General features: G+C 30.5%; 16 protein-coding genes. 6 read left to right on the plus strand and 10 right to left on the minus strand.

What is annotated here, in order from left to right; all coding sequences use genetic code 11:
* Positions 1 to 10 precede the first annotated feature (10 nt).
* From moaCB to SJY43_RS11285, 10 genes are read right to left on the minus strand one after another with little or no spacing between them, the layout of a single operon-like run.
* Complete coding sequence (gene moaCB / locus SJY43_RS11240; RefSeq protein WP_396600836.1) at positions 11 to 922, minus strand: bifunctional molybdenum cofactor biosynthesis protein MoaC/MoaB; 912 nt, start codon at positions 920 to 922, stop codon at positions 11 to 13.
* A gap of 31 nt (positions 923 to 953) precedes the next feature.
* Positions 954 to 1301 (minus strand): four helix bundle protein, encoded by a 348-nt coding sequence (locus SJY43_RS11245; RefSeq protein WP_396600837.1) that lies wholly within the window; start codon positions 1299 to 1301, stop codon positions 954 to 956.
* A 34-nt stretch (positions 1302 to 1335) separates the two neighbouring features.
* The gene (locus SJY43_RS11250) at positions 1336 to 1779 is read right to left on the minus strand and encodes a molybdenum cofactor biosynthesis protein MoaE (RefSeq protein ID WP_396600838.1); all 444 of its coding nucleotides are present in this window, start codon (positions 1777 to 1779) and stop codon (positions 1336 to 1338) included.
* Positions 1769 to 2854: a molybdopterin-synthase adenylyltransferase MoeB gene (moeB, locus tag SJY43_RS11255; protein ID WP_396600839.1), complete on the minus strand. Its 1086-nt coding sequence runs from the start codon at positions 2852 to 2854 to the stop codon at positions 1769 to 1771. The genes SJY43_RS11250 and moeB overlap by 11 nt, the downstream gene beginning before the upstream one ends.
* Positions 2855 to 2860: 6 nt before the next feature.
* Positions 2861 to 3094: a MoaD/ThiS family protein gene (locus SJY43_RS11260; protein WP_396600840.1), complete on the minus strand. Its 234-nt coding sequence runs from the start codon at positions 3092 to 3094 to the stop codon at positions 2861 to 2863.
* On the minus strand, positions 3078 to 3662 hold the full coding sequence (locus tag SJY43_RS11265; protein ID WP_396600841.1) for a molybdenum cofactor guanylyltransferase: 585 nt from the start codon (positions 3660 to 3662) through the stop codon (positions 3078 to 3080). Before SJY43_RS11265 ends, SJY43_RS11260 begins: the two co-directional genes overlap by 17 nt.
* Entirely contained in the window at positions 3663 to 4403 is a 741-nt protein-coding gene (locus SJY43_RS11270) for a sulfite exporter TauE/SafE family protein (protein WP_396600842.1), read from the minus strand.
* Between the two features lie 39 nt (positions 4404 to 4442).
* Entirely contained in the window at positions 4443 to 4796 is a 354-nt protein-coding gene (locus tag SJY43_RS11275; RefSeq protein WP_396600843.1) for a four helix bundle protein, read from the minus strand.
* Between the two features lie 44 nt (positions 4797 to 4840).
* Positions 4841 to 5179: a winged helix-turn-helix domain-containing protein gene (locus SJY43_RS11280; protein ID WP_396600844.1), complete on the minus strand. Its 339-nt coding sequence runs from the start codon at positions 5177 to 5179 to the stop codon at positions 4841 to 4843.
* A 9-nt stretch (positions 5180 to 5188) separates the two neighbouring features.
* The gene (locus tag SJY43_RS11285) at positions 5189 to 6370 is read right to left on the minus strand and encodes a molybdopterin molybdotransferase MoeA (protein WP_396600845.1); all 1182 of its coding nucleotides are present in this window, start codon (positions 6368 to 6370) and stop codon (positions 5189 to 5191) included.
* A gap of 192 nt (positions 6371 to 6562) precedes the next feature.
* On the opposite strand from SJY43_RS11285, the gene SJY43_RS11290 reads away from it, so the two are divergent.
* The 6 genes from SJY43_RS11290 (at position 6563) to SJY43_RS11315 (ending at position 13747) form a co-directional block, all read left to right on the plus strand.
* A complete protein-coding gene (locus SJY43_RS11290; protein ID WP_396600846.1) occupies positions 6563 to 7279 on the plus strand; it encodes a carboxypeptidase-like regulatory domain-containing protein in 717 nt (238 codons plus the stop codon).
* On the plus strand, positions 7280 to 8299 hold the full coding sequence (locus SJY43_RS11295; protein ID WP_396600847.1) for a transglutaminase domain-containing protein: 1020 nt from the start codon (positions 7280 to 7282) through the stop codon (positions 8297 to 8299). It begins immediately after the preceding gene.
* Positions 8300 to 8583: 284 nt separating this feature from the next.
* Complete coding sequence (locus SJY43_RS11300) at positions 8584 to 9123, plus strand: YfiR/HmsC family protein (protein ID WP_396600848.1); 540 nt, start codon at positions 8584 to 8586, stop codon at positions 9121 to 9123.
* A gap of 7 nt (positions 9124 to 9130) precedes the next feature.
* Positions 9131 to 11455, plus strand: a complete 2325-nt coding sequence (locus SJY43_RS11305; protein ID WP_396600849.1) for a TonB-dependent receptor plug domain-containing protein — start codon at positions 9131 to 9133, stop codon at positions 11453 to 11455.
* A gap of 41 nt (positions 11456 to 11496) precedes the next feature.
* Positions 11497 to 11967, plus strand: a complete 471-nt coding sequence (locus SJY43_RS11310) for a hypothetical protein (protein WP_396600850.1) — start codon at positions 11497 to 11499, stop codon at positions 11965 to 11967.
* Between the two features lie 43 nt (positions 11968 to 12010).
* A complete protein-coding gene (locus SJY43_RS11315) occupies positions 12011 to 13747 on the plus strand; it encodes an ATP-binding protein (protein WP_396600851.1) in 1737 nt (578 codons plus the stop codon).
* Positions 13748 to 13779 lie beyond the last annotated feature (32 nt).

Raw genomic sequence — 13779 nt, forward strand, 5'->3', positions numbered from 1 at the left:
ATAAACACTTTTAATCGTGTCTAGCACCTTTTAAAATTCTAAAGCTGTGTAAAATGGCTGGAAATATAGCATCCATTGATTCTTTTGCACCATTTGTAGAACCAGGTAAAGCCAATACTAAAGTATCTCCAATAGTTCCGGCTACACTTCTTGAAAGCATTGAAAAAGGTGTACGTTCTTGACCGTAACTTCTAATGGCTTCTTCAATGCCTGGTATGCGTCTTTCTAAAAGAGGAATAAGTGCCTCTGGTGTAACATCTCTGCCAGAAAGGCCAGTTCCACCAGTATAAATGACCATGTCGATACCTTGTTCTTGATATGATTTTACTTTTTGTTGAATGTCTTCTATTTCATCAGGAATAATAACATATTCTGAAATTTTCACATCGCAACTTTCAAGTTTACTAATAATTGCTTTTCCTGCTTTATCTTCTTTATGACCCGCAGAAATAGTATCAGAACACACCACGACTGCAGCTTTTAAATCCTTTCTGAATTTATCTCTAAAATCTGATTTTCCGCCTTTTTTCTCTAAGAGTTTTATAGCATGAATTTCAATGCCTTTATCAATAGGCTTTAACATGTCGTACATGTTTAAGGCAACTACGCTTGCTCCATGCATAGCTTCAACCTCAACACCCGTTTTGTAAATCGTTTTTACTGTAAATAAAACGGTGATTTCAAGTCCATCAATTTTATATTCTATACCAGTAAACTCAATAGGTAAGGGGTGGCAATCTGGTAATATATCTGGAGTGCGTTTTACACCTAATAAGCCAGCCGCTTTACTCATAGCGAAAACATTACCTTTAGGAACGGTATCGTTCTCAATGGCAGTAATCGTTTCTGGTTTACTAACTTTTACAATAGCTTGTGCTACTGCTGTTCTTAGTGTTGTTACTTTATGGGTTATATCGACCATTTTGAATTGAAAATTTATTATTTTTTATTTATTATTTTCTACTTGCTGTTTTTCTTGAAGCCATAAAGATTGCTGTTAGTTCGCTAGATTCTTTTAATAGGTTTTCAATAGTGCTCTTGTCAATTAAATTTTCATCTACAGCAAATTCTATCCAGAAATTTGACTCATCGACTTCCTCAATTACGATACTTATTTTTGCAATAAAACTAGGTTTTGATTGAGCAATACAAGTTGCTCTATAGTTAGCAGCAACAGAAGTCGAACATCTAATTAATTGCCCTTTAATATGATTAGAAAGGTAATCATTAGGAAATGATTTTGTTAATTTGATACAGTTGTGGGCAAATACTTTTGTTCTCGTTTTTAATTGTTCTTTCATGGTGGCTTAATAATAAATAGACAATAAAATATAATCAATTGTTAACTTTCCATTGATGGCTTTCATCTTCGAATAACTCCTTTCCAAATACAGGAACATCTGCTTTAATGGCTTCAACTATATATTCTAGAGCTTTAAAAACCACTTTTCGTCTAGGGGATGATACAAAAACGAATAAGCAAATTTCTCCTGCTTTTACAGTTCCTAAACTGTGGTAAATATGCATACAGGTTAAATCGAATTTTTTGAAAGCAGATTCTCTTATCTCATGAAACTTCTGATTTGCCATATCCTCATAAGCCGTGTATTCTATAGCTGAAATGGTTTTACCATCTATTTCATCAGCTCTTACTTGTCCTAAAAAAATATTATGCGCTCCAATACTAGTTTTTGTTTGGTGTTTATAAATAGAGGTACCTATAAAATCTGATGATATGGCGCCTTCTTTAAATACGCTTTTTGGTTTTTTATTTTTCATGTGTGGATGTTTTTGTGTAATTATTTAATTCTAACGCGCCTTCTTTTAAACTAAAACAGTTTGTAATATTTGCGTCTTGTAATATTGTAACCGCTCGTTTACTTCTAATTCCTGATTGGCAGAAAAGCACTTTCTTTTTATCTGATTCTATTTTGTTTAAATTGTTTTCTAACTGACTTAATGGAATGGAAATTACTTTTATACCTTTAACTTTGGGTAATTCATTTAATTCTCTAACATCAATAAATTGAATGTTTTCTGTGCTTAATAATTCTGTTACTGAAATTGTTGGTGTTTCAACTTCACAATTAACTTGACTATTTCTATTTTCAAAACTGTCTTTATCTATTAAAACAGATTGAATCTGAGCTTCATTTCTGTTTATTTTTAAGGTTGAAGTTTGAGATGTTAAAGCATTATAACAAAGTAATTTTCCTGTAAGCACATTTCCAATTCCTAAAACGATTTTTAAAACTTCGTTTGCTTGCATGCTACCAATAATACCTGGTAAAACACCTAAAACTCCAATTTCTGAACAATTAGGCACAGTATCTTTTTTTGGAGGATTGGAAAACAAACATCTATAACTCGGTCCGTTACTATAATTGAAAACAGAAACCTGACCTTCGAATTTATAAATAGCCCCAAAAACTAAAGGTTTGTTTGTAATGATACATGCATCGTTTACTAAATAACGGGTTTCAAAATTATCTGACCCATCAACAATAATATCGTATTGACTAAATAGGGGAATAGCGTTTTTATGTGTTAATTGTTCCGGGTAAGCAATAATAGAAATTTCATTATTTAAATCATCTAATCGGCTTTTGGCGGCAATTGCTTTATTATGTCCTAAAGAAGAACTTCCGTATAGTACTTGGCGTTGTAAATTTGAAATATCTACTACATCAAAATCAATTATACCAATGGTGCCAATACCAGCAGCAGTAAGATATTGAAGAACCGGACAGCCTAAACCACCAGCCCCAACAACAAGTACCTTAGCGTTCGAAATTTTGTCTTGACCTTCCTGACCAATTTCTGATAAAATGATATGTCTGTTGTATCTTCTCATAATAAATTATCCCCCAGCAAAAGGTGGTAATAATGCGATTTCTGCTCCAGTTAATTCGGTTTCAATAGAAACTAGTTCTTGATTTTGTGCTACTTGAAAATCTATATTTTTAAGTTTGCTATATTTTTGATTTAGTGTTTCTAATAATTCAGAAACTAGACGGCCATTAAGCTCTAAAGATTCCTCTTCTGTCTTTGTTATTTCAGCTATTTGTCCAAAATATTTAATGTTTATATGCATCTTCTAGTGCTTTTAATTCTGTTTGAGTGTTAACATTTATTGTGGTAAAGGTGTCTTGTTCATCTAACACGATATTCTTTGATTTACAACTGTTAATAGCGACCCTTAATCGTCTTTCATCATTCTGCAAAAATGTATTAAACGTGTTTGCAACTTCTTTTTTATACAACGCTATTAATGGCATGCTTTTTCCTTTGCTTTCAACTTGAATAATTTGCGAGGTATCATCAATACTTTTTATTAATTTCTCAAGTATTTGAGATTTAATCAAAGGGATGTCACAACTTAAAATTAAATTGTAATCTGTTGTAGAGGCTTCTAATCCAGAACAAATTCCAGCAACGGGACCAGCATTCTTAGTAATATCAGCAATACGTTTAAATCCGAAAACATCATAATCCGAATTATCAGAAACAATAATAATCTCAGAAACTAAAGGTGTTAAAGCATCTATACTATATTGCACAAATTGTTTATTGTTTAATAATAAAAAACCTTTATCAGTTCCCATTCGGGAACTTTTTCCACCGGCTAAAATAATGCCTGTTATGTTCTTTTTATCTATCATTTAAGTAAACATTAATTTGCCACAGGCTATAATTAATACAAAGGCTAAAATATATCGCAATCGCTGGTTGTTAATGACTTTACTTCCGTAATAGCCACCTAAAACACCACCCGTAAGAGCAATCGCAGCAAGTAAGAATGATTCTTTTTCTAGGCTAACACCAACACTAAACTGACCTATTAATGCGGAAGCAGAATTAACCCATATGAATAGTGCAGAAACCGCTGCTGCTTCTTTCATTTTCCCCCAATGTAATAATAGAATTAAGGGGGTTAATATAATTCCGCCACCAATTCCAATAAGTCCAGAGAAAAATCCAATAAGAGCCCCTATAATTAACCCTTGCCAAAGTTTTACTTCTTTTATGTACTGACTTTCTTTTCCAAAAACGTTTAGCATTTTTAGAATTGCAAATACCAATAAAATGGCTAATACTTTTTTATAAAGCGATGCATCAATGTCAAATCGTCCTCCTAATAAAGAAAAGGGAATTGATGTTATTGCAAATGCTAGAAAAAGTTTTTTATTAAAATGTCCGGCCTTGTAATAGTAGTAAAATGAAATTCCCGCAACAAAAATGTTTAGCAATAGGGCAGTAGGTTTCATACTTTCTGGTGCAAACGAAAACAAAGCCATTAATGCTAAATAACCACTAGCTCCGCCATGACCTACACTAGAGTATAAAAAGGATACTATAGGGAGGATTGCTAGAAAGAGATATATGTTTTCTGTTTGTAACATAAAGTATTTAAAGTGTCTAAAGTATTTAAAGTTATAAGTTTAGAGTTTGTTAGAGATTGAAGTAAATAGTGCTAGTAGTTCTTTTGCCTCTTTCATTGTTGAGTTTAGTTTCTCATCTTCAATCCAATTTAAATCATTAATTATTTCTAACCAATATTCAGTTTCACTTGCTTCACTTTCTGAAATTTTAATTTTATTCTTGAAATCCCTTTTACTTCGAGATCGATTTGCTTCACGATAATTAGCACCTACACTTGTCCCAGATTTTGTAATTTGATTTTTAATAACTTTTGCTTCAATAGAGTTTGGCAATGCACTTGATAATTTGATAACTGATATTCCAAACTGTCGAGTTCTATATTCTAACTTTTTTGCAAATTCTTTATTATCCATATACATTAACTTTAGGCATTTTAAATACTTTTAACTTTAGTCACTTATAACACTTTTATCTTCTCAAGTTGTTTATCTAAAAATTCCCAACAGTTTTTATTGATTTCATCGAAAGCCATAACTAAAGATTTTCCATATTCTGTAAGTTCTGCACCACCACCGCCTTTGCCACCAATACTATTTATGGTTACTGGTTTTTTAGCTGACTTATTTACTGAGTCCAACATTTGCCAAGCCTTTTTATAGGATATGTTTAAAGACTTTGCTGCTTTCGATAGCGCCCCAGTTTCTTGAATGGCTTTTAAAAGATGAACACGACCTTCGCCAAGCAGTACATTGTTTTCAGACTCAATCCAGATTCGACTTTTTATTTTGTATCCCATAATACTTTTTTAAACAGGTAATTGGATGACTTCAATAGTATCTTCTTTATTAATTTCTGTAACTGTTTCGGGCGCATAAACTAGAGCGTTAGAAAGTGCAAAAGTTTGCAACATAGATGAGTTTTGACCCTCTAAAATTTCAACTTCTCCGTTATTATAAATAGCCTTTAAAAACTGAGGACGATCTCCTTTCTTTTTAAATTTTGAAATTGACTTAGCTTCAATTCTTGGCAACTCTATAGCATCTCGATTCATTAGTTTTTGTAACGCGATATATACATATACATAGAAGCATGATAGTGCTGCGGCGGGGTTTCCGGGTAGTGCGAAAATTTGGGTATCATTCTTTTTTCCGTAGAATAAAGGCTTTCCTGGTTTCTGTTTTACTTTATAAAAAAGTTCTTCTACTAGTAACTCATTTAACGCTTTACCAACAAAATCGTAATCGCCAACAGAAATACCTCCCGTAATTAGTACTAGGTCATTATCGTTAATGGCTGTATTGAGTATATCTACTGTTTTACTATAATCGTCTTCAACTTTATATAGCGTTACATCATAAAATTTTAAGCTATAGAGTGTACTTAATAGCATTTTGGAATTGCTTTCATAAATTTTACCATAACTTAAATCTTGTCCAGCTTCAATTAACTCATTGCCTGTGGTAACAATAGCTATATTTGGCTTTTTAAATACTGAAACTTCAGTAATACCTAAAGAAATAAGATAGCCAATGGCTGCAGGTGTTAATTTTGTACCTTTTTTAAGAGCAAGGTCTCCAGTTTTAACTTGTTCACCTAAAGGCCGAATATTCTGTTCTAATTGAATTTGATGTTCTATGGTTATAATATTTTTTCCATCTTGTATTACTTTTTCCTGCATCATAACTGCATTGGCAGAATCTGGAACAGCGGCTCCAGTAAATATTCTAACAGCTTCACCTTTTTTTAATATAGGTTGGTGGCCATCACCAGCTTTTATTTCGCCTATTAACTGATATGATAAATCATCATGTGAATTTAAAGCATAGCCATCCATAGCAGATTGCCTAAATGGCGGCATGTTAATAGGTGATAAGATGTCCTCAAACAACAAATAACCACCCGCTTTTTCAACCTTTTTTATGGTTTTTTGTAGTAGCGGTTTGCCGTTAGCTTTAACTATTGAAATAGCGTCAGAAATAGAAATCATAAATATTATCGTTATATCCCAACAAATATAACGATAAGGTTTTAGTATTAATAATGAATTTTAAAAAATTTTATAGAATAATGTAATTGACAAAAAAGGTGAGTTTACTCATTCAAAATAGCATTTAACTAAAGGTAGATTTTATATTTTTCTAGTTATACATAGTTTCGAGGTAACTAAAAAACAAATATCATGGAACAAAAAATCAATCTTACAATTACTAAACCATGCACAGAAAAATTTAATCAGTTTAATAAAACTGAAAAAGGAGGTTTCTGTAATTCATGTAAAAAAGAAGTTATAGACTTTAGAAACATGACGGATAAACAACTATCAAGTTATTTTAAAAGCAAAACTGGTAAGGCTTGTGGTTATTTCGATACGTCTCAGTTAACTAGAGATATACAAGTTCAAGAATTTCAACAACCAAAACGACTTCAGTTTTTAAAGGTAGCAGCTCTTGCTTTTCTGTCTTTAACATCGTTACATCATGTTCAAGCGCAAGAGCATCAACCTAAAACAGAAATTATAGAATCTTTTGAAAATAAGACTCAAGCTAATAAAGCTTTAGAACAAGATAAATTGCTTACTGGTACTGTAGTGGAAGAATCTGGACCACTACCTGGTGCTAATATTATTTTAGAAGGTACTACCATTGGAACATCTACTAATTTTGATGGTGAATTTATTTTCCCTAAAACATTAAAAGAAGGTGATGTTTTAGTGATTAGCTATTTGGGGTTTACTACACAGAAGATAAAAATTAAAAAAGAGCAAACACAATTAAATGCTGTCTTGAATATTAATATGGAATACGATACGTCTTGTATTTTAATGGGCGAGGTAGATGTAAATACCGTTTATGAAACCAAGCGTACATTCTGGCAAAAAATAAAAGGTATATTTTAAATGAAACACCTTGTTTTCATATGTACTTTGTTTTTTGTTTTTATAGGTCAAGCACAGAAATCTGATTTTGAAAAAATAAATTTTGATAAGGCAGATAGTATCGCAAGTTCCCATGAAGGCGCTAGCTTAAAGAATTTGCCAATTTTAACTTATAAGCTAACACAAAATCTAGACACGCAAGTAGAACAGTTTAGGGCTATTTATAGTTGGGTGTGTCATAACATTGAAAGCGATCATAGTTTTGGTGAAACCACTTTAAGAAAGCGAAGAAAGCTTAAAAATGATAGTTTGTCCTTTTCTAATTGGAATAATCAAGTACTATCAAAAGTATTTAAAAGACTTTTAGTTAATAAAAAAACCATTTGTTCTGGCTATGCATATCTTATAAAAGAACTATCTGCTTTGGCTGGTATTGAATGCGAGATTGTTAATGGGTACAGCAGAAATACGACACGTAATGTTGGCCAAGTCGATTTTCCTAATCATTCTTGGAACGCTGTAAAATTAAATGATAGCTGGTATTTAGTTGATGCAACTATGGCAAGCGGTTATTTTGATGTAGGTGAAAATAAATTTATTAAAGATTATAATGACGGTTATTTTCTAGCAGCTCCTAGTTTATTTATTACAAGAAATTATCCGATAAATAAAACTTGGCTATTGTTAGAAAATAAGCCATCGTTAAATCAATTTGTTAAAGGGCCTATTGTATACGGAAAAACGTTTAAAAATAGTGTTACTCCAATTTCTCCAGAAACACTAGTTACAACTATTGCAGCAGGAGAGTCAGTACTGTTTAAATTCAAAATTAAAAACAAAACTAAAATTGAAAATACACGGCTTATTATAAATAAAGGATTGGGAAGTGAAACTATTAAAGTGAATCCCAAAAATTGTAATAATGATATTATTGAATTAGAACATCAATTTTCTAAAAAAGGAAATTATGATGTGCACTTAATGGTAAATACAGATTTTGTAGTGTCTTATACTGTAAGAGTTGAAAAGGGTAAAATTTAAGCCTTTTTAAATGTTTTACTCTAAAAATTATTATACTTAGTGTTTTAATTTTAATAGAATACACTTTATGAAACTTTAGATGTTTTAATCTAAGGTTCATTTACCATTATTTTTAATAGAAAACACCCTTATGCCGCACTTTGTTAACCGTTCGTCGGATTTTTTTGTTATTTTTTAACATAAATTGACAAAAAAGTAGACTATGTAACAAAAGTGACATAAAAAACTTCATGAAATGTATTACATTGCTCTGCCAAACTGATTTTGTAAATAAAATCTACTAAATGACCTACTTAAAACTGCCCCGATTTATACCCTTTTTAGTAAAGGGGGCGTTTTTCATTTTCATTTTTTTCTTTTTGAGCAATTCTTTATTTGCTCAAAATATTTCTGTACCAGAAAATATACAGGCGGCACTCTTATCTAAAGTCTTAAAATACAACCCTCAAATACCTAAAAATCAAAAAATCAAAATTTTAGTTGTTTACAATAAAAGTTCTGAAAATAATAAAGACGAATTTATTGAAGGACTAAATAACTCTTTGGAAATCAAGGCTGTTTATCCAAATGAAATTGAACAGCATATTGTAAATACTCATGTTGTATATTTTATGGCTGGCATACACGATTATGCGGCATTATGTAAAAAATATAACGTTTTGTCAGTTACTGGTTTTTCAAAAGATGTCGAAGAAGGTGAGGTTTCATTAGGATTCGTCATTAAAAATAATAAGCCAATAATTGTAGTTAATTTAAATTCTTTAGATAAAGAGGAACAATCATTTTCCTCTGATATTTTAAGAATATCAAAAATATATAAATAGGATTGTTATGGAATTAAAAAGAATACTTTTTGTTCTAGTTTTTGTTATAAACGCTCTGGTGTCCTTAAATGTATTAGGTCAGGATAAAGTTTATGATGACATGACATTGGAAGAACTGTTAGATATCGACGTTGTTGTAACTGCTTCAAAACACCCAGAAGATTTGTTTGAAACACCTTTGTCTACAACTATTATTAGTAAAGAAGAAATAAGGAATTCTGGAGTTACAAGCATTCCAGAGGCACTACGTTTATCTCAAGGATTAATCGTGAGAGAAATTACACCTGGAAACTATGATATTCATATTAGAGGTTACGATGATATTACAAAAAATGTTTATTTAACATTATCATATAATACTACCATACTTGTTATGATTGATAACCGTATTGTATATAGTTATTTTAGTGGGGGAACATTTTGGGAAACATTACCTGTAGATTTAAATGATATTGAAAGAATAGAAGTTGTAAGAGGTCCAGCATCTGCTTTATATGGTCCAAATGCTGTTACGGGAGTAATTAATATTATAACGTCTCACGCAAATAATAAAGGAAAAAACATTTCAGTTTCTAGTCAAATGGGAACCAATAAAGCAAAAAATGCTAGTGTAAATATTGGATATAATTGGAATGATAAAACAAAACTGTCTTTTTCAGGTAATTTTACAGAGCGTTATCGTTTTGATAATCAGTACTACGATTTTATTAGGAAAGATTACGTAGGTGTAGATAGTTTAACCATGTTTGTAGCACCCGTAAAAGGTATTAGTGCCAATGAGCCGTGGACGTTTAGCGAGTATCAAAAGGAACTTGGTGCTTATTACGATGAAGATCTTAGTTTAAGAAAAGCTGGAGGTAATATCTTTTTTACACATAATTATGGCCTACAATCAAATATAGATATTGCTTTAGGAGCTCAAAAATCTCAAAGTCAAAGAACCGGTTTTGTAAACCTGGCAACGCCATTATCTCAGACAGAATCAGAGAGTTATTATTTAAACGCAAAAATAAAGCATAATAATTTAAGCGGACATTTTAATATTAATTCAGGGAAGGACGAAAATAATTACAAGTTCAATTCTTATAAGTTTACTAATCTTGAAGCAAATTTAGAGTACTTTAAAGAATTTAAAACTTTAAGTATAAGACCAGGAATAAATTATAAATATTTATCATACAATAGTCCTTTTACTTACAAAGAAAGATTTAGTTTTAATAATCTTAATTTTGATTTTAAAGATGAAGCAAGAGAAACGTATTCTTTCTCTGCATTTATGCTTACAGAATGGAAACCAACAGCAAAACTTAGGGTTATTGGTGCTGCTCGATTAGATAAATTTGGATTCAATAAACATAATTTTATACATTATGAAATAGCTTCAACCTACCGTATCAATAAAAATAATTTATTTCGTGCGGTTCATTCAAAAGCTTCAAAGTCTCCTTTCTTTTTTGACACCTATTTAAATGGTAACATTATTATAAAATATACTCGTACAACAGATGGTTCTCCAGACCCAATTACAGTACCTGTACATTTAAGTATTAATGGACAAGAAGATCTTAAATATCCTACTATAACCAGTACAGAAATAGGATGGAGAACTAAAATAAATAATAGTTTAAGTTTAGATTTAGAAATGTTTTATTCTAAAGTAGATAACTTTGTGAACCCTAATGCTTATCACGATTATATTACAGAGCAAGAGATAGATGAATTTGGAAATCCAGGAAATCTATTATCTATAAATGCAAATGGTGCGGTTATATTTGAAAATTACAACTTAAATGCAAGCCAATACGGTCTTGGCTTTACTTTAGATTATGAATTTAATGATAATTTTAGAGCTAAGGCATTTGGTACATATCAAAAAACAAACATATCAGGTAGAAAAGATATTGATATTGAATTAACAAATATTCAATTAGATGTTAGTCCTTCTGGAGATATTCTAACCAGTACATTAAGCAATACAACAAATCCTACTCAATGGAGTGAAGAAGCAACACCGTCCTTTTTTGGAGGGTTTTCATTAAACTATAATCCTAATAAAAAATGGAGCTTTAATGCAGATGGTTATATATATTCAAATCACGAATTTGCAAGCTATAATTATTATCAAATAAGCGATTTGGAAAATCTTGAAAATGATAAATCACAAATGTTTATAAAAACCAACATGGTTTTAAATACAAAAACGTCTTACCAATTCAATAAACACACCTCAATAAATTTAACCGCAAAAAACCTATTAGGAAAACACCGAGAATATGGTTTTGCAGATAATATTGGATCTATTTTATTAGTAGGTCTTCAATGGAAATATTAATAAAAAATCACAATTAATTTAATTTTAAGCCCCTATCTATTATGAAAAAACATTATTTTTTTATCACTATTTTTAGTTTACTTCTATCTTTTACGTCGTGTACTTCTGAAGACTCAGAATCGTCTAGTTTTAACGATATGTTGAGTTCCAAAAATTGGGTAATTGAAAGTAAAATGCTTTCACCTATCATAGATTATGGTGGAATAGAAGTTACAGATATTATGCTGTTTGAGTCTGAAGAGACCATAAACTATTCTTTTCAATTTAAAGCTGATGGTACTTTTTATCATTACGATTCTGCAGGCGAGGTAATCTATGAAAGCACTTGGGTTCTAAACGCTAATAATACTCAAATAGTGTTAGGAGCACCTATTGTATATGATTATCCTGTTGTTGGCCAAATGGGGTTTTCAACTATAGATGTTGTATCGATATCATCATCTAAAATTGTAGGAACTATTGCCGCAATGTTTGGTGGCGAAAATTACGTGGTTACCATAACCTTTATTTAGTCTTAAATTCATAATTATCCTTTAAAAATAATTAAGACACAATATGTTGTTTAAAAACCTTTCAATAAGAGTAAAACTGATATTAATTATTCAATTGGTATCACTTTCATCTTTATTGATTGGTTTTACATATGTAATATTTAGCAATATTGGTAGCTACAAAGAAGATTTAAAAAACAATACTATAATTAATGCTACCTTAATTGGAGAATATTGTGCAGTATCTCTTGATTTTGATGTTTCCGAAAATGCTGTGGAAACTCTTGAAAAACTACAAAATATACCATCTGTAGACGTTGGAATTGTTTATAATTCTGGAAATGAAATATTTGCAGAATTTTATAAAAACGGAGAAAAAGTTTTAATATCGAATACTAACAATTCAAATCAATGGGAAAAATTTGATACTAACTACTTAAATGTATATCGGCCAATTACTTATAACAATAATAAAGTAGGTTCTATATTTTTAAGAGTTTCTACAAATGAATTATCAAAAAAAATAAGAAATTATGTAGTAACCATGTTTGTATTATTGGTTATACTTATTTTCATTAATTATATTCTTGCTTTTTGGTTACAAAAAATATTATCGGGACCAATTTTAAATTTAACAAAAGCTACTAAAGAAATTTCAAAAGAAGGAAATTATCAATTACGTGTTGAGAAACAAGGGAATGATGAAATAGGACTTTTAGTAGATGAGTATAATAAAATGCTGCAGCAAATTTATGAGCGAGAAGATGCTTTAAAACAACGTTCTATTGAATTAAGCAAAACTCTGGGAGATTTAGAAGAAACACAAGAGAAGTTAGTGAATTCAGAAAAATTGGCAGCTCTTGGTCAGTTAGTCGCTGGTGTTGCACATGAAATCAATACACCTATTGGTGCCATAAGGTCGTCTATCGGGAATATTAAAGGTGCATTGCTTTATGTATTAAATGAGTATCCTAAATTTATAATTCATTTACCAGAGAATCAAAAACTAGTCTTCACGAAACTTGTTAAGGAATCGCTTTCTCAAAAACAAATGCTTACTTCAAAAGAAGAAAGAGAACAAAAAAGAATGATCTTATCTACTTTAGAAAAGAACCAGATTGATAACGCATATTTCTATGCCGACTCTTTTGTTGATATGATGATTTTCGATAATATTGAAAGCTATTTAGATATTGTAAAAGCTGAAGATTCTGAGGCTATTTTTAATATAGCTTATAAAATTACAGGACTCCAAAGAAGTATAGACAATATAGATTTTGCAGCAGATAGAGCTTCAAAAGTTGTTTTTGCACTTAAAAACTCATCAAGAATAAATAATTATGATGAGCAAACTCTAACAGATATTACAGAAGGCATTGAAAATGTTTTAATTTTATATAACAATCAAATAAAACAAGGTATTGAGGTTTATAGAACCTATGAGAAAATACCAAAAATTCTATGTTATTCGGATGAATTAAATCAAGTTTGGACAAATATTCTACACAACGCCATATATGCTATGGATTTGCAAGGGAAACTAGATATTAAATTGTATACAGACAATACTTATGTTATTGTATCAATTACCGATTACGGAAAAGGCATACCACCAAATGAAATTGATAAAATTTTCGACCCGTACTTTACAACCAAACCAACTGGAGAGGGTACAGGTATAGGTTTGTTTATTTCAAAAGATATTGTTGAAAAACATAATGGAAAAATACTGGTAGAAAGCAAACCAGGAAAAACAACATTTAGTGTTTATTTACCAATAAATGGTAGTAACAAAGAATAATTATTGTATTAAGTTTTATGTTGAAAAATAGA

Source organism: Algibacter sp. R77976 (assembly GCF_044594645.1).
Taxonomy (GTDB): domain Bacteria; phylum Bacteroidota; class Bacteroidia; order Flavobacteriales; family Flavobacteriaceae; genus Algibacter_B.